This window comes from Mycolicibacterium iranicum (assembly GCF_002101705.1).
Lineage (GTDB): Bacteria > Actinomycetota > Actinomycetes > Mycobacteriales > Mycobacteriaceae > Mycobacterium > Mycobacterium iranicum.
Genome location: NZ_LQPC01000010.1, coordinates 1 through 24051, shown reverse-complemented (window position 1 = coordinate 24051; position 24051 = coordinate 1). Strand labels below are relative to the sequence as shown.

The following is a 24051-nucleotide window of genomic DNA, read 5'->3' as shown; positions in this document are numbered from 1 at the left end:
GTAGCTCCTAGTGCGCGAAGTGCCGTGCGCCGGTGAGGTACAGCGTGATGCCTGCCGCTTCCGCGGCGGCGGTGACCTCGTTGTCGCGCACCGAGCCGCCGGGGTGGACGACGGCCTTGACGCCCGCCCTGGTGAGCGTCTCCAGCCCGTCGGGGAACGGGAAGAACGCGTCGCTGGCACCGACTGCGCCGCGGGTGCGATCGCCGGCCCGCTCCACAGCGAGCCTGGCCGCGTCGACGCGATTCACCTGCCCCATACCGACACCGACGGTGGCGCCGTCCTTGGCGATCACGATCGCGTTGGACTTGACGGCCCGGCACGTCCGCCACGCGAACACCAGGTCGGCCAGAGTCTCGGGGTCGGCGGGGGCGCCGGTGGCCAGAGTCCAATTGTTCGGGTCGTCCCCGGCCGCGTCGATTGCGTCGCGTTGTTGCAGCAGCAGCCCGCCGCTGACCTGGCGGAACTCGGTACCGCCCGGCTGCGGCTCGGAGGCGACGAGCACCCGGATGTTCTTTTTGCCCGTGAGGATCTCGACGGCACCGGGCTCGTAGGCGGGCGCGATGATCACCTCGGTGAAAATGCCCGCAACGGTTTCGGCCATCTCCACGGTGACTTCGGTATTGGCGGCGATCACCCCGCCGAACGCCGACAGCTGATCGCACTCGTGCGCCTTGCGGTGAGCGTCGGCCACCGACACCGAAGAGATCGCGATGCCACACGGGTTGGCGTGCTTGATGATTGCCACGCAAATGTCTTCGTGGTCGAATGCTGCGCGCCAGGCGGCGTCAGCGTCGGTGTAGTTGTTGTAGGACATCTCCTTGCCGTGCAGCTGTTCGGCCTGCGCGAGCCCGGGCCAGCCGCCGTCGTCGCTGTACAGTGCGGCCTGCTGGTGCGGGTTCTCGCCGTAACGCAGCACCGCGGTACGCCGGAACGTCGACCCCAGCCACCGCGGCAGCTCGGCCGATTCCGCGTTCTCCTCGGGCGCCAGCACCGACCCCATCCAGGAGGCCACGGCCACGTCGTATTCGGCGGTGTGACGGAATGCCAATGACGCCAACTTCTTTCGCTCACTATAGGTAAAGCCGCCGGCTCGCACCGCGGCCAGCACTCCGTCGTATCCGAGGGGGTCGACGACGACGGCGACGCTGGGGTGGTTCTTGGCTGCGGCACGCACCATGGACGGTCCGCCGATGTCGATCTGCTCCACACACTCATCGACGCCCGCGCCGGAGTTGACGGTCTGGGTGAAGGGGTAGAGATTGACGACGACGAGCTCGAACGCCGCGACGCCGAGCTCGGCCAACGCCGAAACATGTTCGGGCTTACGCTGATCGGCGAGCAGGCCGGCGTGCACATGTGGGTGCAGTGTCTTGACACGGCCGTCGAGCACTTCGGGGAAACCCGTGACGTCCTCGACCGGTGTGACCGGAATCCCGGCGTCGGCAATGGTTTTGGCGGTCGACCCGGTGGAGACGATGTCGACGCCCGCCGCATGCAGCCCCTCGGCGAGCGGTACCAGACCGGACTTGTCGTAAACGCTGATCAGGGCACGGCGGATGGGCCGCCGGAAGTCGTTGTCGCTCATCCTAGAATCGCCTTTCGTCCTGTCCAGGTCATACCGCGGGTGGCCATCGCGGCCACCACATCCACCAGAAGCTCTCGCTCGATCACCTTGATCCGCTCGTGCAGGGTCGACTCGTCGTCGCCGTCGAGGACCGGCACAGCCTGCTGAGCCACGATCGGCCCGGTGTCGGTGCCCGCGTCCACCAGATGCACGGTGCACCCGGTCAGCCGCACGCCGTAGGCCAGCGCGTCCCGGACCGCATGGGCGCCGGGGAAGGCAGGCAGGAGCGCGGGATGCGTGTTGAGCACGCGGCCGGGGAACCTGGAAAGGAATTCGGGCCCAAGAATTTTCATGAAGCCGGCGGACACGACGATATCCGGGCTGAACGCGTCCGTCGCGTCGGTGATCGCGACATCCCACGCGCTACGGTCGGGTTGGTCGGCCAGCGACACGGTGAACGACGGAATCGATGCCGCGGCGGCGACGTCGAGTGCCGCGCAGAGTCGGTCGGTGCCCACCGCGACGACCCGGGCCGGAAAGTCACCGATGGCGGCCTCGACCAGAGAGGCCAGCAGTGAGCCGGTCCCCGACGCCAGAACCACCAGGCGCGACGGCGCACTCGGGGCGACGTGGACCTCGGGCTGCACGCTGAAAGCCTAGTGGTTACGACGATCGGCATCGTCGCTGCCGTCTTCGTCTACGACGCTCCGGTTTAATTCTTCGTCTCCGACGAAGTGGTTTAATTCTTCGTCTACGACGAAGTGCTCCTCCGGGTCCAGCTCGACATCCGGCACGCTGTTCACCGCGTCATGTTCGGCGGCAGGCTCGTCGAACACGGGCACGGGATCCTCATGGGCCGGCGCGTCGGCAACGATCACCTCTGTCACGGGCTCGGGATCGTCGGCAGTCTCGGCGGCGACCGGGTCGGTGTCGTCGACCGCGTCGGTGTCGTCGACCGCGACAGGCTTGGGTTTGCGGACGCGGGGCCGGATCCCGCCGGACATCGCGGACGTCAGTCCGCCGATGCCCGCGAACCAGACGAACACCGCGGGTGCGAACGTCGCCTGGTCGACGCCGACATCGCCGAAGTTGCCCAGCGGGCCGCTGCCCGCATACGCCAGCAGAGCCATCGTTGCCGCGGCGACCGCAGCGGCCAGCAGCACCTTGGCCAGGGCCTCCAGGACCGGCAACGGCCTGCGCGCACACTGCTGCCCCAAGGCCACGGCGGAGACCGCGGCCACGATCAGCAACGCCACCCACACAGGTCCGAGCGGCGGAGTCGGGACCGCCGCCAGCACCGGCAACGCGGGTATGTCGCCGCCGAACACCGTGAACGAACTGAATGTCGCCAGGCCCACATGGGCGCTGGAGCCTACGGCCACCGCGGCCGTCCCGACCATCACGTTGGGCACGTAGAGCACCGACAGCACCGTCAAGCTGAACTGACCGAACACGGAGTCGGTGATGGAAAAGAGGTCGTGCATTGTCGACCAGTGCACGATCAGTGAGCCCGCGATGACTGCGCCGGACAGACCCATCAAGGCCAGCACACCGGCCGCGGCGGCGCGCAACGCGTCGTACAGCCAGTTCGGTAGCGGCGAGGCGTACAGCAGGCGCCTGCCCATCCGAGAGCCGACGCCCAGCACGGCGCCGATGGCGTGAACGACGAACACGCCCCCGAACGCGCGAAGGGCGTCCGGGGTCTGCAGCTCGGTCAGGACTGACGCGGCGTCGTGGATGACGGCCAGGCTGATCGCGGCGATCAGCAAAGGGCCGCCGAGCGCCGACGCGACCACCCAGCGGGTGACGAACCACGACGTGGCCGTCGTTGCCGCCGCAGTGGTTCGTGCCGTGCCATAGATCATGAGCAGCACCGGCATCAGCGGCATCACCCCGAGCGCACTGCCTGCGATCGACACCGGAACCTGATGCACGCCCAGCCACATGCTCGCGATAGCGCCGAGCGCGCCGGTCATGTCGCTGTTGGCGATCAACAGCTGTAACAGAACGACAGCGGCGATGATGACCAGCGCGACGACCGACGGGCCGAACGCAACCCGCAGCAGTTCACGCGCCTGGCGTGTACCGACGGGCCGGGTGCTCACGGGTGTAGCCGCTCCTCGCAGACGCTCGGGCGCGCGACGTTCGCGCACGCGCGGCTCAGACTACGACGACTGACCCGGCTGCGAGCTCGGCGGCGACTGGTGTTGCGTAGGAACCTGTGTCGTCGGTGTGTTGCTCGCCGGAGGCTGACCGTAGGTGGGGAATCCGGTCGGGGGCGTCGGCGGACCGGACTGCGAATCAGAGGCGGGGAAGCCGCCGGTGCTCGGGCCGGTGCTGGGATATCCGCCATACGGGGTCGGGTAGCCGGGACGCTGCTGCGGCCCCTGGTGGTGTTGCGGCCCGCCGTGCTGCTGGGAGGGCTGCTGACCGTAGTAGGCGCCCGGGTATTGGCCGTACTGAGGCTGCTGCTCGTACTTGGGTCGCGGCACCGGCGGGGTGATGATCCCGGCGTCGAACAACAGGACGACCACCGCGACGGCGGCCTGCAGCAGCGAGAAGGCGATGACGAGGTACAGACCCCAGTCGATCGATACGCCGGTGGGGGTCGAGATCACGACATAGAGCACGAGCAGGAAACCGAGGACGGCCGACACAGCTGCGAATGCGCTGTAATTCTGCTGCTTGGGAAGCAGACCGACACCGGCGAAGAGCGCGGCCAGCAGCGCCGCCACCACGACCAGGAGGCCCCACAGCGAGATGCCGCCCAGGACAGCCGCGGCTGCCAGGTCGGCAGACCCGACGGCGAACTGCGGGCCGAAGCTGGACAGGAACACCAGCAGGCCGAGGGCGGCGGTGGCCGCACTCAGGTAGAGCGGAAGCCTGCTCGGGCCTTCTGCTGCCGGCTCCGAGTCGGGAAGCTTGCTGAACTGCTGGGTGGGGGCGCTGAACTGGTTGGTCGGCTGCTGAGCGGGCGGGAATCCAGGACCCCCGGGCGCGCCTTGTGGGTACGACATGACCTCTCCTGTGCTGTGCGGGCATCGGAACCGTCGGTGACGCCGTCGGTGACGACACTGTCGACGGCTCTGGCGACGGCGGTGGGCGATGGATCCGCCTGAGCGATTCGATGAACCACGCTAGCGCACCTCCGGGGCGGGCTGTCACACCCTGACGGCCGTCCAGCGCCGCCCCGACCGCGGGCGGACGGGTCCGGATGACCAGTTAGGCCGAGACGAGCACAGGGGTTTCGGCGGAGTTGCGCTCGGACTCCTCGATCTCGCGGACCAGGGGCAGAACGCGTGCGCCGAAGTACTCGATCTCTTCTTGGAAGTGCAGGAATCCGCCGAGAATCAGGTCGACGCCGCGTTTGCGGTAGGCGGCGATGCGTTCGGCGATCTGCTCGGGGGTGCCGATCAACTGCGTGCGGAACCCGTCGTTGTACTGCACCAGATCCTCGAACGACGAATCCGCCCACATGCCGCGCTTGTCGGATGTGGAGTTGCCTGCCTGCTGCACGGCGTCGCGGAATCCCTCGACCGCGGGCTTATTGGCCTTCGCGACGATCTCCTTGAGGACTTCTTTTGCTTCTCTTTCTGAGTCGCGCGCCACGATGAAGCCGTTCAGCCCGAATTTCACCTCCCGGCCGGCGTCTCTCGCATGGTCACGCACCTCGACGAGCTGCTCGGTGACCCCGTCGAAATCCTTCCCGTTCGAGAAATACCAGTCCGAGTAGTAGCCGCCGTTGCGGCGGGCTGCGGTGGAGTTGCCGCCCTGGAAGATCTCCGGGTTGGGCCGCTCGGGGGTGTTGAGGGGTTTGGGCTTCAGCGTGAAGTCGTGGATACGGTAGAAGTCGCCACGGAAATCCACGTCGTCTTCGGTCCAGATCTTGCGCAGCACCTGCAGGAACTCGGCGCTGCGCCGGTAGCGCTCGTCGTGTTCGAGCCACGGCTCGCCCAGGTGGGTGAATTCGTCCTTGAACCATCCGCTGACGACGTTGACCGCGAACCGGCCGCCGGACAGGTGGTCGGCGGTGACGCCGAGCTTGGCCAGGACCGCCGGCTGCCACAGACCGGGGTGCACGGCTGCGATGACCTTGAGGCGTTCGGTGGCCAGCAGCAGCGCCAGGCTGAAGCTGGTGGACTCGTGTTGGAATTCCGCGCCGTAGCTGGCCTCGTAGCGCACCTGCGACAACGCGTACTCGAAACCGTTGTTCTCGGCAGTCCGGGCGAGCTCGGCGTTGTATTCGTAATTCCAGTCGGTGCGCTGCTCGATGTCGCTGGTCACCAGCCCGCCGCTGACGTTGGGCACCCAGTAGGCGAACTTGACGTGGTCGGCGATGCGTTCGGTCGTCATGGACGGCCATGAAACCGCCTCCGCACGGCGCGGTCACTCGTATTGATCGCGGTGACGTAAAGGCGCCCAATTCCGGCGCGGCGTCAGGACATCACGATCGGTGTCGGGGCGATCCCGTTGAACGGTGACGCGGTGACGCTGGTGTAAGCACCCATGGACGGGCTGATCACGAGGTCACCGACAGCGAGATCGGGCATCGGATAGTCACGGGCGATCACATCGGCGCTGTCGCACGTCGGTCCTGCCAGAGTGACCAGATCGAGACTGGCGTCTGGGACGGAAAGCTCGCTGAGCGCCAGGATCGCTGGATGGACGTCCTCGGTCATCACGTTCGAGTAGCTGCCGTAGAGCCCGTCGTCCAGGTAGTGCCACACCTGCCCGTCGCGTACCGCTGTCCCCACCACGCTCGTGATTAACGTCATGCAGTCGGCGGCCAGGAACCGTCCCGGTTCGGCCAGAAGCGTGAATTCGTGCGAGGTTCCGAGGACATCGCTGACGATCTCCCCTACCTCGCCGACCGGAGGTGCGCATTCCCGGTAGCCCACCGGAAAGCCTCCGCCGATGTCGATCACGCGCGTCCGCACTCCCACAGCGGTCTGCAGATGCGCGATGAGCTCGAGCGTCTGCGCCAGCGCTCGGCGGTACGGCGCCATCGAGGTGCCCTGGCTCCCGACGTGAAAGCTGAAGCCGGCGAACTGCACACCGGCGGCCAGCACATGTTTGACGAGCAGCTCGGCATCCGCCGGTTCGGCACCGAACTTCGTCGAAAGGTCCGACTTGGCTGTCGGATTTCGGAACGCCAACCGGACCAGGATCTCGACATCGCTGGGCATACCGGTGAATTTGTCTGCTTCACAGACATTTTCGACGACAAACGTCCGCACGCCCGCGTCATAGGCGTATGCGATGTCGGCGGGCTTCTTGATCGGATTGGTGTGGATGCAGCGATGAACCGGCAGCCCCAGCCGCTGGATCAGGTCGATCTCGCCGCGTGTGGCGACATCGAACCCGCCGCCACAGATGGCGATGGCGGACAACACGATCGGATGCGGCAACGCCTTGACCGCGTAGTGAATTCCGAACCCGGGAAGCGCTGTCTGAAGCTCCCGAAACCGGCGTGCCGCCATGTGCGGCTCGAGCACGAGCAGCGGGGTTCCGTACTTGTGCGCCAACTCTTCCCAACGTGTGCCACGCTCCCGCAGAGAGTCACGCAGCCGAGACCGCCACCGTGGATTCATGGCCACCCTCCTCCCCGATCTCGGCGTGCGCCTCGCTTCTCGCGAGCAGCGCGGTGAACCGCTCATAGCTGAAGATGGCGCACGCGTAGAAGGCCACGTCCGACACCAACTTCCCGAAGATCCAGCCGGCCAGGACGTTGCCGAACATCATCGGTCCGACATAGAAGGCCAGCGGGCGGACGGCGACGCTGTCGATGAGTTCAGCAGGACCGAACTCGACCGCGACGCTGCGCAGTGCAAGCAGACTGGACACCGCGACGCGCCGCGCGCCCTGCCGGTGCGCCTGGTCGCGAAAACTCCATCGCAGGGCACTGATGTACGCGGCCGCGTAATACCCGATCGACGCGCCGACCGTCGCCGCGACGGCGGCCAGGGCCAGCGAGCCCGTGGCGAGGTAGGTCAGCGCAGCGGCGCCGAACTCAGCGGCAGTACCCGCGATCTCGCAGGGCAGATACCGCCGCACCCATTCCTTCACTTTCCACCACCGTGAGTTGGTCTCCCCCATGCACGCAACTGTGGTCGACGGCGTTAGGCGCGTCCTGAGTAGCGCGCTACGCGTATTCCTTGTGGAGGGCCGCTCGACCCCGCGCAGGTACCCCCCTTGCGGGCGCGGATTGGAACACGTTCTAATTCTGGGTATGAACTTTGGATTGGTGCTGTTCACCTCGGACCGCGGGATCGCGCCCGCCTCGGCCGCCAAGCTGGCCGACGAGCACGGATTCGAGACGTTCTACGTGCCCGAACACACCCACATCCCGATCAAACGCCAGGCCGCGCACCCCACCACGGGCGACGAATCCCTGCCCGACGACCGCTACATGCGCACGCTGGACCCGTGGGTTTCGCTCGGCGGCGCCGCCGCCGTCACCTCCCGCGTCCGGCTGTCGACCGCGGTCGCTCTTCCCGTCGAGCACGACCCCATCACGCTGGCCAAGTCGATCGCCACGCTCGATCACCTCTCCGGCGGCCGCGTGTCACTCGGGGTCGGATTCGGCTGGAACACCGACGAACTGGCCGACCACAATGTGCCACCCGGTCGCCGACGCACGATGCTGCGTGAGTACTTGGAAGCAATGCGTGCGCTGTGGACACAGGAAGAGGCCGAATACGACGGCGAGTTCGTCAAATTCGGGCCGTCGTGGGCGTGGCCGAAGCCGGTGCAGGCCCACATCCCGGTGCTGGTCGGCGCCGCGGGCACAGAGAAGAATTTCAAGTGGATCGCCAAATCCGCCGACGGCTGGATCACCACGCCCCGCGATTTCAACATCGACGAACCGGTGAAGCTGTTACAAGACACCTGGGCGGCGGCCGGTCGCGACGGCGCCCCGCAGATTGTCGCGCTGGACTTCAAACCCGACCCTGAAAAGCTCGCGCACTGGCGCGAGCTGGGAGTGACCGAGGTGTTGTTCGGACTGCCCGACAAGTCCGAAGCCGACGTCGCCGCCTACGTCGAGCGCCTCGCCGGAAAGCTCAGCGCGCTGGCGTAAATCGTGTGTGGAGGGTCCGGGCGGACGACTTAGGCTGATGGGCAACCCCGGCTAGGAGCCCCGTCCGTCGTATGTCGATTTCCGTGATCCGCGCGCAGAACCCGCAGGAAGTCGTCTACGCGGGCGGTGATTTGGCCACCAAAGCGTCAGCACTCGACGAGCTGGTCGGCGAGCAGGTCCGCGCGCTGAACCAGTTGAAACAAGACTGGTCGGGCAGCGCGGCGAATGCGGCGGTCGCCGCGGCATACCGCAACATCCAGCATCAGCACTGGCAACACGAGAAGTTGGCGGCACTGGCCAACGCGATGAAGTCCGGCGGCGGCACCCTGGTCGCGGTCCGCGACGTCCTGCTGGCCTGGGTCGACATCGCATCGACGCTGTTCGACGTCTCGGACGCCGGAGTGGTTACGCCACGGCCGCCGAACGACACGGCGCCATGGGTCGCGATCGCCGCGTCCTACACGAAGATCATCCAGCAACTCATCGAGTCGTTCGTCACGACGGATCAGACGGTGTCCACGGGGATCAGCGCCATCAACGCCGGGTGGCTGCCGGGAAACAATCCGCTGCCGGGCAACATCGACCCCGACAGCTTGAACAGTGAGCAGTTGAAATGGATGCAGAGCCTGGCCGGGTCAGGCTATCCCGATACCGGTGAAGGCGGGGTCGGTGTACCCAACACCGATCTGTCGATCATGGGGATGACGCCGGACGGACGCCTGTTCACGATTCAGGGCGACACCGGTGTGGGCATGGGTGAGACAGGCGGTCCAGGGCCCCGGCCCGCCGAGGGTGGCCACAACAACATCATCTTCTGGAGGATGGACGAGCACGGGAAATGGGTGGTGGACGAGGTCGTGAATGACCCGTTCCCGAACACCCCGGGCCGGCTACCGAAACAGGCGGAAGACATCTCGACCATCCCGACCTCGACCTTCAACAACGGCGACACGATGTACACGTCGGTGATGAATGTGAAGAACTGGGACGACGGCACCTGGCAGACCCGCAGTTCGCAGTTGTACAAGTCCACCGACGGCGTTACCTGGTCGCCACCCCAACTCGTCACCGCTCAGCCCGGCGCATACGGCGTCTTTCAGTCGCCACTGTCCGGCGGTGACTCGATCGATGCGTCGATCTCGCTATGGAAGCCGTATGGCACGCACCTTGTCCAGATCCAGAACTCAGACACACGCGGATTAGGAGCCTACTGATGATCGCGAGATTCATTGCCGCCGTTGCATTGTCGATGACGACGCTCACAGGGTGTTCGCCGACGCCGGACACCGGATCCACCGAGGGCAGCGATGTCTCTCGACAATCCGCCACCGCGACGAGCCCTGCCGACGCTGCGCCGGCCGGCTTTCCGGATCTGTCGGCCTATACCGAGAGTGGCGAGCAGTTCGCCCAGCAGATGGTGCCGCGTGTGCAGGGTTTCGCTTTCTCGACACCCACCGGCCTCATCTGCGCGAGCAACGCCTACCCGGAGCCGAAGTTCGAGCACGTCGGTTGCCGCGGGCCGATCCCGTCACAAGGTCCCGGCGACTGGTCGGTGGGCGCGGGATACGCGGAGCCGGGAACGATCGAATCCCTGGCCGGTGACCCAGATTTCGCCGCCGACAAGAAGCGGCCCCCACCCCCGCTGGCGCCGATGCACAAGGTCACCTCATTGGATGGCGTGGCTGTGTGCGGCGTCGACGACGCCGGGACCGTAGCCTGCCGCATCGACGACCACGGCTTCGTGATCACCCCGGCCGAGACGACAATCTTCTAACGCAGGACGGCCCTGTTGCCGTTGCCGGTTGACGTCACAGTCAGCTTCGCGCCCAACGGATCTCCCTCGGACATCAATGCCACGAGCTCGGTGTCCTCGCTGGTCGCCATGAACCGCGAGCCGTCGTCCTGCCTGCCGACGATGATGCCGGTCCGCACCGGCCAGTCGTAGCGCACGGAGTAGGTCTCGATCGTGCCCATGCCGTCCGGTGTCTTGTTCACGGCGACCTTCGGCAAATCTGCGACCTGCGCCGTGAGTTCGGCGCTGCGCGACGTCGGCCACTGCGCCGGCTCGGTCGAGTAGATGCCGACCGAGTACTTGCTCATGATGCCGCCGTTGGCGCCCACAAAGCCGAATGCGCCTGGCCTGTCCCGCATCGCAGTGACCGTCTCGGCGATACCGTGCAGCGAGTAGCTGTTCCCGGGGCCACCGAAGTACGGCAGTCCCCCGGTGAGCGTGAGACCACGCGGGTCGTCGAACGACAGGCCGAGCGCCTCGCAGATGACGAAGACAGGAAACGGGAAGCAGCTGTAGAGATCGAAGGTGGCGATATCGTCCACGGCCAAGCCTGCCACCCTGAGGGCTTCGTGGGCTGCATGGACGGCGGCCGGGCTGGCACCGAGGTCGGCTCTCGCGAGCAGCGGCTGCTCGATCAGGTCCGACGTGCCGTGCACATACACCCACTTTTGTTCGGGCACACCGATTCTGCGGGCCGCCTCGACCGACATGAGCACCGCCGCTGCACCCTGATTGACGGTGTCACGCGCCACCAGCAGCCGAGGGTACGGGTCGCAGATCATCCGGTTCTCGTCGGTGACGGTCTCCACTTCCTCCACCGACCGTTCAACGGGGGATGACGAGAACGGGTTTTTGGCAGCCACTTTCGACATGGGCGCGAAGAGCTGCGCCATCTGGTGGCGGTACTCGGCGACCCCGAGCCCGAGGCGGGAGCGGCGCGCGTTGTCGAGCAGCCCGTACTGCACCGGCGCACCGGTCAGACCGTGCGTGACGGTGTATTCGTCGATGTAGCTGTAGATCTGATGTCCGCGATCTTCGAGCTGGCCGTCGACATTCTCGGTGAAGTCAGGTTTGTCGTCGCGATCTGCGAAGTACTTCGCCGTGGACCCCGGTTCGGAACCCATGATCATGACGACGTCGGCGTCGCCCGCGACGATCAGATTCCCCGCTTCTGTGACGAGCTTCTGCGGGCCCTGACCACCGACGGGTTCCAGGACTACGCGGGCCGGGTCGCCTCCCAACCGGTTCATGACCGATCGCGGGTAGTTGTTGGACTTGCCCAGCGTCGCGGGCATCGGACCCGAGATCTCGAACTGCCGTAGCCCGAACACTGTGTCGATGGCCTTGGCCACCTCGGCCTTGTCCGCCCCGGTGTCGGCCAGCGCCGCCTCCGCCGCAGCCGTCGCGAGCTCGACCGCTGACATCCCCCGGTAAGCGGGGTCGTCGATCCGCTCGGTGAATTGCCCGACGCCGACAAGCACCGGCGTCCGTGGATCAACTGGCATGTTCGCGTCCTTCCAATTACTTCGGGAATCTAATAGAACACGTTCCAGCAAGGCCAATCGGCCCCGGGCCCCGCGTCGGGTCGGAGCGCACACTTCGAGTTCGGGTCGGGGTGCGCGAAAGCGCCCGTCACCTGCGACGCTTGACGGCTTTGTCACTTAGTGACACGGTGGGGTCATGTCACTAAGTGACACGTCGACCCAGAAAGGCCCTCGTGACCGACACGACCCGCCCCCCGCAGATTTCCGTCGAAGAATTCTTCAGCCCACCGGTGCGCGCTGGCGCCACGATCTCGCCTGACGGCACCCGGATCGCCTACCTCGCGCCGTGGAAGAACCGCCTCAACGTCTGGGTACAGGACGTCGACGGCAACGAGGAGCCGCGCTGCGTGACCGCCGACGAGACGCGCAGCGTGTACATCTACAAATGGACGCACGATTCGCGGTGGCTTCTCTACCTGCAGGACAATGGCGGCGACGAACACTGGCATGTGTACCGAGTGAATCCCGATGCTCCCGAGGTCTCCGCCGTGGACCTCACCCCGTTTCCTCGGGTGCGTGCCTCCTTCGAACTACTCAAGGCCCGCCCCGGCAAGGCCATCGTCCAGCACAACGCCCGCAACCCCGAACTCGTCGACGCGTTCGAACTCGACATCGCCACCGGCGAGCTCACCCTGCTCGCCGAGAACCCCGGCACCGTCGTCGCGTGGATTCCCGGGCCGGGCGGCGACCTGTTTACCAACACGCTGACCGCCGAGGGCGACGTGGAGATCTCGCAGTGGGATCCGGCTTCCAAGACCCTGCGCACGATCCGGGTGTACGCGGGACGCGACTATCCGCTGGGCATCCACCCCATCGCGGTCTCGCCCGACGGCCAGGGCCTCTGGCTGGGTTCCTACGAGGGCAGTGACCGGTTGCGACTGGTTCGTGTCGACGTGACCACCGGCGAGGAGACCGAGGTGGACAGTCACCCCACCCTCGATCTTGCGGGGCAGATCATGCTGCCGTACCCGCTGATCCTCAGTGAGCAGACCGGCGAACTGATCGGCGCCCGTTACTACGGTGAGCGGCAGGTGATCCACGCGTTCGACGATGACTTCGCCGCGGTGCTGAACAAGCTCACCGACCTGTCCGACGGCGACCTGTCCGGAATCTCCTGCGATGACAGCGGACAACGCTGGGTGGTCAGCTTCACGCACGACCGAGAGCCCGGCGTCACCTATTTCTACGACCGCACCACCGACGAGAGCCGACTGTTGTTCCGGCCCTACCCGAACCTGGACCCTGACGCGCTCGCCCCGATGACGCCGGTGACGATCACCGCGCGCGACGGGTTGGACGTGCACGGGTACCTGACGCTGCCGGTCGGGCGGGAGCCCGAGAACCTTCCTCTCGTGCTACTGGTGCACGGCGGCCCGTGGGCGCGCGACGTCTGGTCCTACCAACCCGATGTGCAATTGCTCGCCAACCGCGGATACGCCGTGCTGCAGGTCAACTTTCGCGGATCCACCGGCTACGGGAAGGCCTTCACACAAGCCGCCATCGGAGAATTCGCGGGCACGATGCACGACGATCTGATCGACGCGGTGGACTGGGCCGTCAAGCAGGGTTACGCCGACCGCGACCGGGTGGCGATCTTCGGCGGCTCCTACGGCGGCTACGCCGCGTTGGTCGGGGTGACGTTCACACCAGACGTCTTTGCCGCGGCCATCGACTACGTGGGGATCTCGAGCCTGCCGAATTTCATGCGAACGCTGCCCGATGTCGGCCGCCGGTTCCTGGCCAACAACTGGCGACTCTACGTCGGCGATCCGTCGGATCCGGAGCAGGAGGCCGACATGCTGGCCCGCTCTCCGATCACGAAGGTCGACCAGATCCGCACCCCGCTGCTGGTGGTGCAGGGCGCCAATGACTCTCGCGTTGTGCAGGCCGAGTCCGACAACATGGTGGCGGCGCTGCGTGCCCGCGGCGTCGAGGTCGAGTACATGGTCAAAGAGGACGAGGGACACGGGTTCGTCAACCCCGACAACAACATCGACATGTATCGCGCCGTCGAGAAGTTCCTCGCCGCGCACCTGTAGCGCCGCAGATGCGAAAAGCCCCCGGAATGAACGACTTCCGGGGGCTTTTGCTCTAGCGGTACGCAGCGAGCGCGCGCACTTGTACGCGATCCGACGGCGTGTCGCCGTACAGACACGCGCGCTCGCGGTGCGACGTGCGAGGTGCGACGTGCGACGTGCGACGTGCTTACAGGTTCTTCAGCAGTTCGCGCGCCTTGGCAGCGGTCTCGGACGGCGTCTTGCCGACCTTCACACCGGCAGCCTCCAGCGCTTCCTGCTTACCGGCGGCGGTACCCGCGCCGGAGGTGACGATCGCACCGGCGTGGCCCATCGTCTTGCCTTCGGGCGCAGTGAAACCCGCGACGTAGCCGACGACCGGCTTGGTGACGTTGGCCTGGATGTAGGCCGCGGCCTTCTCCTCCGCGTCGCCGCCGATTTCACCGATCATCACGATCAACTTGGTCTCGGGATCCTTCTCGAACGCCTCGATGGCGTCGATGTGGGTGGTGCCGATGACCGGGTCGCCGCCGATGCCGATGGCGGTCGAGAAGCCGAGATCGCGCAACTCGTACATCATCTGGTAGGTCAGCGTGCCCGACTTCGACACCAGGCCGATCGGGCCCTTGCCGGTGATGTTGTTCGGCGTGATGCCGACCAGCGACTCGCCGGGGGTGATGATGCCGGGGCAGTTGGGCCCGATGATGCGGGTCTTCTCGCCCTTGTCGACGTTATAGGCCCACGCATAGGCGCTGTCCTGCACCGGGATTCCCTCGGTGATGACGACCAGCAGCGGAATCTCGGCGTCGATGGCCTCGATGATGGCGTCCTTCGAGAACGCCGGCGGCACGAACGCGATCGACACGTCAGCGCCGGTCTCCTTCATCGCCTCGGCGACCGTGCCGAACACCGGCAATTCGATCTCGTTGCCATCTTTATCTTCGTGCTTGACAGTGGTTCCGGCCTTGCGCGCGTTCACGCCGCCCACAATTTGGGTACCGGCCTTGAGCATCAGTTTGGTGTGCTTGGTGCCCTCGCCACCGGTGATGCCCTGGACGATGACCTTGCTGTCCTTGTTCAGGAAGATAGACATAGTTGTTGGCTCCCTTACTTGTTGGCCAGCTCGGCGGCCTTGTCGGCGCCGGAGTCCATGGTTTCGGCCTGTACGACCAGCGGGTGGTTGGCTTCGGCGAGGATGCGTCGACCCTCGTCGACGTTGTTGCCGTCGAGGCGCACAACCAGCGGCTTGTTGGCCTCGTCGCCGAGGATCTCCAGCGCCTTGACGATGCCGTTGGCCACCGCGTCACACGAGGTGATGCCGCCGAAGACGTTGACGAACACGCTCTTGACCTGGCTGTCGCCCAGGATGACGTCGAGACCGTTGGCCATCACCTCGGCCGAGGCGCCACCGCCGATGTCGAGGAAGTTGGCGGGCTTGACGCCGCCGTGCTTCTCGCCGGCGTAGGCGACGACATCGAGCGTGGACATGACCAGGCCCGCGCCGTTGCCGATGATGCCGACCTCGCCGTCGAGCTTGACGTAGTTGAGGTCGTTCTCCTTGGCCTTGAGCTCGAGCGGATCGGTGGCGTCTTTGTCCTCGAAGTCGGCATGGCCGGGCTGCCGGAAGTCGGCGTTCGCGTCGAGTGTGACCTTGCCGTCGAGCGCCAGGATCTGATCGTCAGGCGTGCGCACCAGCGGGTTCACCTCGACGAGCGTGGCGTCCTCCTTGGTGAAGACCTCCCACAGCTTCTGGATCGTCACCGCGGCGGCGTCGAGCACCTCGGCCGGCAGGTGGCCTTTCTCGGCAATCTCACGGGCGAATGCCAGATCGACACCCTTGACCGCGTTGACAGGCACCTTGGCGAGGCGGTCGGGCTTGGTGGCTGCTACCTCTTCGATCTCCATGCCGCCCTCGACCGAGCACATTGCGAGGTAGGTGCGGTTGGAGCGGTCCAGCAGGAAGGAGATGTAGTACTCCTCGGCGATGTCGCTGGCCTCGGCGACCAGCAGCTTCTTGACGACGTGACCCTTGATGTCGAGGCCCAGGATGTTCTGGGCGTGGGTGAAGGCGTCGTCAGGGGTTGCGGCGTACTTGACGCCGCCGGCCTTGCCGCGGCCGCCGACCTTGACCTGAGCCTTGACCATGACGGGCTTGCCGATTTCGGTGGCGATGGCCTTCGCGTCCTCGGCGGATTCGGTCACCCGGCCGGGCGTGGTGGGAACGTTGTGCTTGGCGAACAGCTCTTTCGCCTGATACTCGAAGAGGTCCATGGAATCCGGAACATCCCTGTCTGTGAGCGGCTAGAGGTACGGCCCGATGGGCTCGGGGTGACTGTATCGACACGGGTGCAAACCGTTGTCATCGCACCCCGATCATGTGGTCGATCTCACCGTGGGCTGCATCGTGATTCAAGTCACATTCGTGCTTGGAATAAGGTCTCGGGTTGCCACCAGGATTGGAATTTGGTTAACGTCCTGTGGTCTATATAACGGACTGGTCACGATGACTCCCCGGACATTAAGGACGTTTCAGGTTGCCTCAGCATCGTTTGCCTCGTTCCCGCGAGGCCTTAGCGGCGCCTGGCCCTTCAGAAGTCACCGACATCATCCCGTTCAACGAGTTCGGTGACCTCGGCGGCTTTGACGACCTGGAGTTCCTGTCGCACGCGGCTTTTGACCGCGACACGCAAGTCATCTACGCGCCCGAGCTCGACGATCTGCACGACACCGACGATCTGACCCCGCTTCGTCTGGTTGTGCCCACGGAGTTCCGCGCGGAGCCGAGCGAGGGGCGCCGCGCTTCCGATCGCGCCTACCGCGACAGTCATACCGACGTCAGCGACGGCACAGCAAAGACGGACATCATCGACATGCGCGGCCGCAAAGGCGCGCATCGCAAGCCTGAAGTGCCCGTTAAGGGTCGGCTCGTAGTGGCGGCGATGGCCGTGGGAGCAACGGCGGCCGGCGCCTACACGATGACCAACAACACCGCGAAGGCTCCCGCCGAGACGGTGCTCGCCTCCGACCAGACCACGCTCGGCGATGGCACCGTCGTCACCGGTTCCGTGGACGGCATGCAGATCGTCTCCGTGGCCCCGGCCTCGAACTCGGCGATCCACGCCGAGGAGATCACCAAGGCTGCCGCGTTCGCGCAGGAGCGCGCCGAGCGCGAGGCCAGGCTGACCAAGCCGCAGTTCGTCATGCCGACCACCGGTGTGTGGACGTCCGGCTTCGGATATCGGTGGGGCGTGCTGCACGCGGGCATCGACATCGCCAACGCGATCGGCACGCCCATTCTGGCTGCCGCCGACGGCGTCGTCATCGCCGCGGGTTCGGAGGGCGGCTACGGGAACCTGGTGAAACTGCGTCACGCTGACGGCACGGTCACCCTCTACGGGCACAACAGCTCCATCCTCGTCACCGTCGGTGAGCGCGTGATGGCCGGTGACCAGATCGCCAAGATGGGCAACACCGGCAATTCCACCGGCCCCCACTGCCACTTCGAGGTCCACCTCAACGGCACCGACCGAGTCGATCCGGTCGGCTGGCTGGCCAAGCGGGGGCTGTCCCCCGGCGGCTACGTTGGCTGAGTGGCCAGCGATCCACCTCCTGAAACCGACCCGTCCTCAGAGCAGGACGACACCAGCACCCGGATTCTGCGCCGCGCGCCGCTGAATACCGGCTCGCATCCCCTTCCCCTACCGGCCAATGCCGACCCGCCGACAAGCATCTTGCGGCGTCATCCCACCGGGGCCCAGCCCGTCGTCGTAGAACCAATTACCCAATACGTTCCGCGGGCCAAACCCATCGCCGTCGGACCGCCACGCAGCGCTCGGAGTGATCCACGATCGGCCATTGCCACCGCGGTCCTGAGCATCCTGTCCGGCTGGGCCAGCGGCGTGATCGCCACCGACCTGATCACCGGGTGGTGGGCTACCGATCCTCTGTTCTGCGTTGCCGTCGGCTTCCTCGCTGCCGTGTCAGCCGCGGCATCCATCAGCGGCGTCGTCGCGCTGTTGTTGCGCCGACGGACCGCGCGACTGCTGATCGTCGTCGGAGCGGTGATCGCCGTGCTCATCTTCGCGAGCTTGTTCGTCGCCGGCGCGAAGCTGCCCGCGCCGGTCTACGCGTTGCCGCTGCTGCCGCTCACGGCCATCGTCCTTGCGGCATTGCCCGCGACGGCGCGGTGGGCCCGCACGGACTGATTCAGAGCTTGCTGATGGGCGCGTGGTTGTGCATCAGCTTCACCCGACCGGCGCTGCCGAAGTCGATCAGCGACATCGCGGACTCCCCGGCGCCGGAGACCTCTTCAACGCGGCCGAGACCGTACTTGTCGTGAGTGACGCGATCGCCCGGCTCCAAGACGATCAGAGGCCGTTTCGCGGCAGCCGGCCGTGACGGGGACGGACGCGGCGTGCCGTACCGGCCCGCGTTGCCCACAGGTGCGGAGTACGACGACGGAGCCTCGGTACGGCGCCAGTTGATGAGCTCCTGCGGAATCTCGCGCAGAAATCGGGATTCCGGGTTGAGCATCGGCTGGCCCCACGACGAGCGGACCTTGGCCCGGCTCAGGTAGAGGCGTTGTCGGGCGCGGGTGATCCCCACGTAGGCCAGCCGCCGCTCCTCCGAGAGTTCCATCGGGTCGCCGAGAGCGCGCATGTGCGGGAACATGCCGTCCTCCCATCCGGTCACGAAGACCAGCGGGAACTCCAGCCCCTTCGCGGTGTGCAGCGTCATCATCGTCACCACGCCCGACCCGTGTTCGGGGATGTCGTCGGCGTCGGCGACGAGGGAGACCCGCTCCAGGAATGCGGCGAGCACACCGGTGTCGGGAACGTCCTCGTCCTGGAGGTCGGTTTCCTCTTCGGCGAGGGCTTTCGCGTTCGCCAGGTCGGTACTGAATTCGTGTGCGACGCTGACCAACTCGTTGAGGTTGTCGAGCCGGGCAAGGTCCTGCGGGTCGTTGGATGCCTCGAGTTCGGCGCGGTAGCCGGTGCGGTCGAGAACGGTCTCGACGAGGTCGCCCAGTTCACCGTCGAGGCCACCGCGCAATTCGTCGAGCAGGGCGACGAAGCCGGCGATCTGCTTCTCCGACCTGGTGTTGAGCATCGGGACCTTGCCCTCTGCAGCGGCAACCAGCGCATCGTTGAAGTTGGAGCCGGTGTTCTCCGCGTACACCGCCACGCACGCCTCGGCGCGGTCACCAATACCGCGGCGCGGGGTGTTGAGGATGCGCCTCATGCTCACCGAGTCGCCGGGGTTGTCCAGGACTCGCAGGTAGGCGACGATGTCGCGAATCTCCCTGCGCTCGTAGAAGCGCACTCCGCCAACGACTTTGTACGGTATGCCGGCGCGGATGAAGACTTCTTCGATCGCGCGCGACGAGTTGTTGGTGCGATAGAAAACGGCGACGTCGTTGTAGGAGAAGTCCGGGATCGAGTCGGACAGCGCGTCGATTTCCTGTGCGATGAAACGCGCCTCGTCGTGTTCGTTGTCGGCGACATACCCGACGATCAGCTCACCTTCGCCTGCATCGGTCCACAGCCGCTTCTCCCGCCTACCGGCATTGCGGGCGATCACCGCGTTCGCGGCGTTCAAGATGTTCTGCGTGGACCGGTAGTTCTGTTCGAGCAGAATGGTTGTGGCGTTGGGAAAGTCGCGCTCGAAGTCCTCGATGTTGCGGATCGTCGCACCGCGGAAGGCGTAGATCGACTGGTCGGCGTCGCCGACGACACACAGCTCGGCCGGTGCCAGACCGTCGACCGTCTCGGTGCCCACCAATTCGCGCACCAGAACGTACTGGGCATGGTTGGTGTCCTGGTATTCGTCGACCAGGATGTGCCGGAACCGGCGCCGGTAATACTGGGCGATCTGCGGAAAGGCTTGCAGCACAGCGACTGTCTCACCGATGAGATCGTCGAAATCCAACGCGTTGGCGGCGCGCAGTCTGCGCTGGTACTCGCCGTACACCTCGGCGATGATGCGGGCGAGATCGTCCTCGGCCTCGGAGGCCTCGGCCGCGGCCTGCTCCGGTCCGATCAATTCGTTCTTCAGGTTGGAGATGCCGTTGGCCAGCAGCCGGGGCGAATGCCGCTTGGTGTCGAGCCCCATGTCCTTGCCGATCATCATCAGCAGGCGCCGCGAATCGTCAGCGTCGTAGATCGAGAAGTTGGAGTTCAGGCCGGGCAACAGTGAGGCCTGATTGCGCAGGATCCGCACACACGTCGAGTGGAACGTCGACACCCACATGTTGCGCGCCCGCGGCCCCACCAACCCGACCACCCGCTCGCGCATCTCGGCGGCGGCCTTGTTGGTGAATGTGATGGCCAGCACCTGGCCTACGCCGACCTCCCGGGATGCCAGTAGGTAGGCGATGCGGCGGGTCAGCACAGCCGTCTTCCCCGAGCCTGCGCCCGCCACGATCAGCAGCGGTGAGCCTTCGTGCAGCACCGCCTGGCGCTGCTGAGAATTGAGGCCTTCGAGAAGGTCGTCGCCGGACATCGGCCTGGCATCCTCTTTAAGGAGGTTCGCGTCGTTCAGGGTCACGTGCACACTCATGTCGCACCCAAACTTACCGCTGACCGCAGACAGGTTCGGCCCACCGGGAGTTTTGCCCCAGAAAACGACGAGACCTCCGGGGAAGGGGTCGGCCCTTCACCCGGAGGTCGTGTCGTCACCTGTTAATCGTCGTCGCTTTCGCGGCCGGCCGTGCCATCCGCGCCGTCGTCGCCGCGGGTACCCGCCAGTCCGCCGGAACCGCCGATGCCACCGACGCCTGCGCTCGGGGATCCGGTGCCGGCATCAGGCACGGTCGCGTCACCCCCGTCACCGCCGTCGCCGCCCTCGCCCGCGACGAACCCGCCGCGGCCACCGTTGCCGCCATCGCCACCGGTGGCGTCGCCGTCGGATTCGCCCTCTTCGTCGCCGAAGACGTAGGCCTCGCCGCCGGCGCCGCCGTCACCTCCGGTTCCCGCGAGACCGGCGTTGCCACCGTTGCCGCCTTTGCCTCCTTCGCCGTTGCCATTTATCGGGGCGGCGTCACCGCCGGCGCCGCCGTGACCGCCAATGCCGACGAGCGTGGAACCACCGTTGCCACCAAAACCGCCGCTGGCATCGGCATCGTCGTCGGGATTGCCATACCCGCCGTTACCGCCATCACCACCGTCGCCGATGGTGGTCGCGCCACCCTTGCCGCCGTCGCCGGCAACAGCTTCTTCGCCGTCTTCGTACGCTGCGGCGTCGCCGCCCCAGCCGCCATTGCCGCCGTTGCCGTTGACCGAGATGCCGCCGTTGCCGCCCCAACCGCCATAGGCGCTGCCGTATTCGGACTCGGCGTTGCCCCCGTCACCGCCCCAGCCGCCGCTACCCATCGAAGCCGAGCCACCCACACCGCCGTCTCCCGCGTATGCGTCGCCGTTGAACGAGTGGGCATCCCCGCCCCATCCGGCGTCTCCGCCTTCGCCGCCGAGCAGGCCGCCGCCACCTCCGTTGCCACCCTTGGCGCCCTCGGCGTCGTTGTCCTCCGGGTCATCCGCATCCAACAGGTTCTCGTCGGACCCGCCGTCGCCACCGTTACCGCCGTTGCCGAACAGGAAGCCACCACGACCACCGCGCCCGCCGTCGGTGGCGGCAAGCTTCTCCCCCGTGCCCTCGCGGTAGAAGGCGTCGAGACCGCCACCACCGTCGCCGCCATCGCCGAACAGGAAGCCCGCATTGCCGCCGTCGTAGCCGTAGCGCCCGTCGCCGCCGTTACCCCACAGCAGGCCGCCGTCGCCGCCGCGGCACGCGTTGCCTTCGCAATCCTCGGCGGCATCGAGGCCGTTGCCGATCAGCCAGCCGCCGGGCCCGATGATGGGGCGCAGGACGGGGTTGGCAGACGCGAGGGCCAGAGGTGTCGGTGCGCCGCTCGACCCGACGAAGGATCCACAGCCGTCCGCAGTGACGCTGCCGGAAAGGCATTCGGGAGCAGTCGACTCCGTCGACAGCAGCTCCACCTCCATCTCGACCGGCGTCGTGACCTCGGTGTCAGGCGCGGCCGCGAGCGCCACGCCGGCCCCGACCATCGCGGATCCGAAGACGCCGGCCGCGAGATAGCGAGCGACCGAACCCTTCGACGAATGTGATTCCCGAGCCATGCGGTGTCTACCCACTTGGTACCCCTCCGTTTTTCCGGACCGCCCCCTGGCGATGCACGTGAAGCCCCCAAAATTCCTGGGTTAGGAAGAATGTATGGCTGCTTTCAGCAATGTGTCCTGCAAATGCGAATATTGCTGCCGAATATTTCATGAACAGCGATCCAGCGAGACGCATTCTTGGCCTTGGGCAGCACTGAGACGAAAGAGACAGCATGTCTAGCGACGTGCAGATTGGGATTAAATCTGTTGAACGCCAGTTGATTATGCAGTCGATTTGGTGCTGAGCATCTCATGGTCGGACGAATCGACGGCACTGACCGAGCATCGCCATCTGTTGAGCCCGGCCTAACCGAAAGATCGCCGTTTGGCTAACTCCGCCGTGCACACAGCAAACGAATATGTGGTAGCGCCAGCTACTTGACCACCCCTCGGCGCCGGGCCGCCTCGCGGCGAGGACCCAGCGTGGTCCACGGCTTCGGCGGGGAGGCGGTTTCGCCGGCCAGTTCGGCGACGACAAGCCCGAATCGCGCTGCGCCCCAAGAGCTCACGAAACCGTCGAATGAGAGTTCGCGCGGCAGCGAACCGCTTACCGCGGCCGCCGGGTAGCTGTGGTCGAACCGGACGGTATGAGACCGGGAGTCCACGGCGGCCACCACCGCGTGACCGCCCTCGACAGGGACGATCGCGACCTTCGAGTCATCGACGAGAGCGTCGCTCAAAGCCCGCAGAGCTTGTGCACCGGTGTCGTAGGTCGTGGCAACCGATCCAATTCCGTGCTGTTGCAACAGGACACGCGCATCGTCGATCGACACGGTGTCATCGGTTCTCAGACCCCGGTACATCTTCCTGCCCGGCTTGCTCACACTCGGACTGTTCATGGCCTCGTAGACGATTCGAGCCTCGCGAGGCGCCGCACCCCTGAGTCGACCGATCGTCGTCGCGACTACGAGTAAGACACTGTCCATGGCTGTGATTTCGATCGGGACTACCGCGACCGACGCGGCGTCTCTTTCGCAGTGGTCAGCGCTACGGAGTCGCGGCGAGGCTGCAGGTTCTTCCATGCCGACGGCGGAATCGTCGGGTTATCGGGCCGTTCGGCGACTACAGTCATGAAACTGCTTTTGCTCCACGCCTCCATGAACACTTCGCGAGGAATTCGCCACCCCTGCCCCCATGGCTTGCCTTCGGAGTTCAGCCATGACATTGCGGAATCGTTGACGATGACAGTGTCGGTCTCGGTGTCGTAGCCGGTCACCACCAAGGCGTGATTCGAGAGGTGGCCCGGCTCCGGCGGGCTGACTCGATACCCGGTAATCGCCTTGTAGTACAAGATCTGGCTGTAGACCGACGCGATGATGGCCTTGTCGGGATCGGCAAGATCTGACTTGAGCTTCTCCAGAGCCTCGTCCGCATAGGCCATGTCCGGATTGCCCCAAGTGCCGAACCGATGAGGCTCTTTGGAGTCGATGCCGTACTCCTTTAAGAGATTACGTGCATCCTCGTAAAAGGCGCCCTTCGAGTTATCGCGCATGCCGCGGTACATCATCTTGCCCGCGAATTGCGATCGAACGCTGAGCAGGTTCATCGCGCGGTAAACGATTTGAGGTTCGGTCGGGGCCTTGCCCGTGAGGATCCCGATGACGCCGGCCACCGACATCAGCACACAGTCACCCGAATTCTGCTTCTGCCAGTACCTGGCTGCCTTGGCTGGGTCGCCGTAGGTCGCCTGCAATTCCAGATCACGGCGTGTCAACGTCAACGAACCCGCATAACCAATCGCCTCAGGCACCACCGGCGAGGACGGCGACGACGGCGCCACCGGCACCACCCGCGGCTGCACCCGCACCGTCAACAACCGATCCCGATCCACACCAGCAGCCGCCCGACCCAACGACGGAACCCGCGTCACCGGAGCCGGATCCA

Annotated in this window: 20 protein-coding genes; 6 read left to right on the top strand and 14 right to left on the bottom strand. The window is 65.9% G+C overall.

From position 1 onward, the window contains the following. Positions 1-7: 7 nt before the first annotated feature. From purH to AWC12_RS01930, 7 genes are all read right to left on the bottom strand, one after another. Positions 8-1585 (bottom strand): bifunctional phosphoribosylaminoimidazolecarboxamide formyltransferase/IMP cyclohydrolase, encoded by a 1578-nt coding sequence (purH, locus tag AWC12_RS01960; RefSeq protein ID WP_085171973.1) that lies wholly within the window; start codon positions 1583-1585, stop codon positions 8-10. Beyond that, positions 1582-2211: a phosphoribosylglycinamide formyltransferase gene (purN, locus tag AWC12_RS01955; RefSeq protein WP_024447979.1), complete on the bottom strand. Its 630-nt coding sequence runs from the start codon at positions 2209-2211 to the stop codon at positions 1582-1584. The genes purH and purN overlap by 4 nt, the downstream gene beginning before the upstream one ends. A gap of 9 nt (positions 2212-2220) precedes the next feature. Continuing rightward, a complete protein-coding gene (locus tag AWC12_RS01950) occupies positions 2221-3669 on the bottom strand; it encodes a cell division protein PerM (protein ID WP_085171971.1) in 1449 nt (482 codons plus the stop codon). Positions 3670-3729: 60 nt separating this feature from the next. Continuing rightward, on the bottom strand, positions 3730-4581 hold the full coding sequence (locus tag AWC12_RS01945; protein ID WP_085171969.1) for a DUF5336 domain-containing protein: 852 nt from the start codon (positions 4579-4581) through the stop codon (positions 3730-3732). Between the two features lie 205 nt (positions 4582-4786). Then, a complete protein-coding gene (sfnG, locus tag AWC12_RS01940) occupies positions 4787-5917 on the bottom strand; it encodes a dimethylsulfone monooxygenase SfnG (protein ID WP_085171967.1) in 1131 nt (376 codons plus the stop codon). Between the two features lie 83 nt (positions 5918-6000). Beyond that, a complete protein-coding gene (locus AWC12_RS01935; RefSeq protein WP_085171965.1) occupies positions 6001-7155 on the bottom strand; it encodes a type III PLP-dependent enzyme in 1155 nt (384 codons plus the stop codon). Beyond that, entirely contained in the window at positions 7124-7660 is a 537-nt protein-coding gene (locus tag AWC12_RS01930; RefSeq protein ID WP_085171963.1) for a hypothetical protein, read from the bottom strand. The genes AWC12_RS01935 and AWC12_RS01930 overlap by 32 nt, the downstream gene beginning before the upstream one ends. A 133-nt stretch (positions 7661-7793) precedes the next feature. On the opposite strand from AWC12_RS01930, the gene AWC12_RS01925 reads away from it, so the two are divergent. The 3 genes from AWC12_RS01925 (at position 7794) to AWC12_RS01915 (ending at position 10416) form a co-directional block, all read left to right on the top strand. Further along, positions 7794-8642: an LLM class F420-dependent oxidoreductase gene (locus tag AWC12_RS01925; protein WP_024448418.1), complete on the top strand. Its 849-nt coding sequence runs from the start codon at positions 7794-7796 to the stop codon at positions 8640-8642. Between the two features lie 71 nt (positions 8643-8713). Beyond that, complete coding sequence (locus AWC12_RS01920; protein ID WP_085171961.1) at positions 8714-9856, top strand: DUF4185 domain-containing protein; 1143 nt, start codon at positions 8714-8716, stop codon at positions 9854-9856. After that, entirely contained in the window at positions 9856-10416 is a 561-nt protein-coding gene (locus AWC12_RS01915; RefSeq protein ID WP_024448420.1) for a hypothetical protein, read from the top strand. The genes AWC12_RS01920 and AWC12_RS01915 overlap by 1 nt, the downstream gene beginning before the upstream one ends. Here the strand turns inward: AWC12_RS01915 and AWC12_RS01910 are convergent. Beyond that, positions 10413-11939, bottom strand: a complete 1527-nt coding sequence (locus AWC12_RS01910) for an acetyl-CoA acetyltransferase (protein WP_024448421.1) — start codon at positions 11937-11939, stop codon at positions 10413-10415. The two genes, AWC12_RS01915 and AWC12_RS01910, sit on opposite strands and share 4 nt — an antisense overlap. Positions 11940-12151: 212 nt before the next feature. Between AWC12_RS01910 and AWC12_RS01905 the strand changes: the two genes are divergently transcribed. Continuing rightward, positions 12152-14017, top strand: coding sequence for a S9 family peptidase (locus AWC12_RS01905; RefSeq protein WP_024448422.1), 1866 nt, complete (start codon positions 12152-12154; stop codon positions 14015-14017). A 166-nt stretch (positions 14018-14183) separates the two neighbouring features. Here the strand turns inward: AWC12_RS01905 and sucD are convergent, their stop codons facing one another. After that, positions 14184-15086: a succinate--CoA ligase subunit alpha gene (gene sucD, locus AWC12_RS01900; protein WP_024448423.1), complete on the bottom strand. Its 903-nt coding sequence runs from the start codon at positions 15084-15086 to the stop codon at positions 14184-14186. Positions 15087-15100: 14 nt separating this feature from the next. After that, complete coding sequence (gene sucC, locus AWC12_RS01895; RefSeq protein ID WP_024448424.1) at positions 15101-16264, bottom strand: ADP-forming succinate--CoA ligase subunit beta; 1164 nt, start codon at positions 16262-16264, stop codon at positions 15101-15103. 263 nt (positions 16265-16527) lie between these two features. Here sucC and AWC12_RS01890 point away from each other — a divergent pair, with 263 nt between their 5' ends. Together AWC12_RS01890 and AWC12_RS01885 are read left to right on the top strand one after the other, a co-directional pair. Further along, entirely contained in the window at positions 16528-17583 is a 1056-nt protein-coding gene (locus AWC12_RS01890; RefSeq protein WP_024448425.1) for a M23 family metallopeptidase, read from the top strand. Continuing rightward, positions 17584-18198, top strand: coding sequence for a hypothetical protein (locus tag AWC12_RS01885; RefSeq protein ID WP_085171959.1), 615 nt, complete (start codon positions 17584-17586; stop codon positions 18196-18198). 1 nt (position 18199) lies between these two features. Here AWC12_RS01885 and pcrA read toward each other — a convergent pair whose 3' ends face one another. From pcrA to AWC12_RS01865, 4 genes are all read right to left on the bottom strand, one after another. After that, a complete protein-coding gene (gene pcrA, locus AWC12_RS01880) occupies positions 18200-20551 on the bottom strand; it encodes a DNA helicase PcrA (protein WP_085171957.1) in 2352 nt (783 codons plus the stop codon). A gap of 122 nt (positions 20552-20673) precedes the next feature. Beyond that, on the bottom strand, positions 20674-22143 hold the full coding sequence (locus AWC12_RS31825; protein WP_165762753.1) for a hypothetical protein: 1470 nt from the start codon (positions 22141-22143) through the stop codon (positions 20674-20676). A 398-nt stretch (positions 22144-22541) separates the two neighbouring features. Then, positions 22542-23006, bottom strand: coding sequence for a hypothetical protein (locus AWC12_RS01870; protein WP_133057295.1), 465 nt, complete (start codon positions 23004-23006; stop codon positions 22542-22544). Between the two features lie 107 nt (positions 23007-23113). Further along, positions 23114-24051 (bottom strand): C39 family peptidase (locus AWC12_RS01865; protein ID WP_085171953.1); only part of this gene is annotated, 938 nt, incomplete at its 5' end.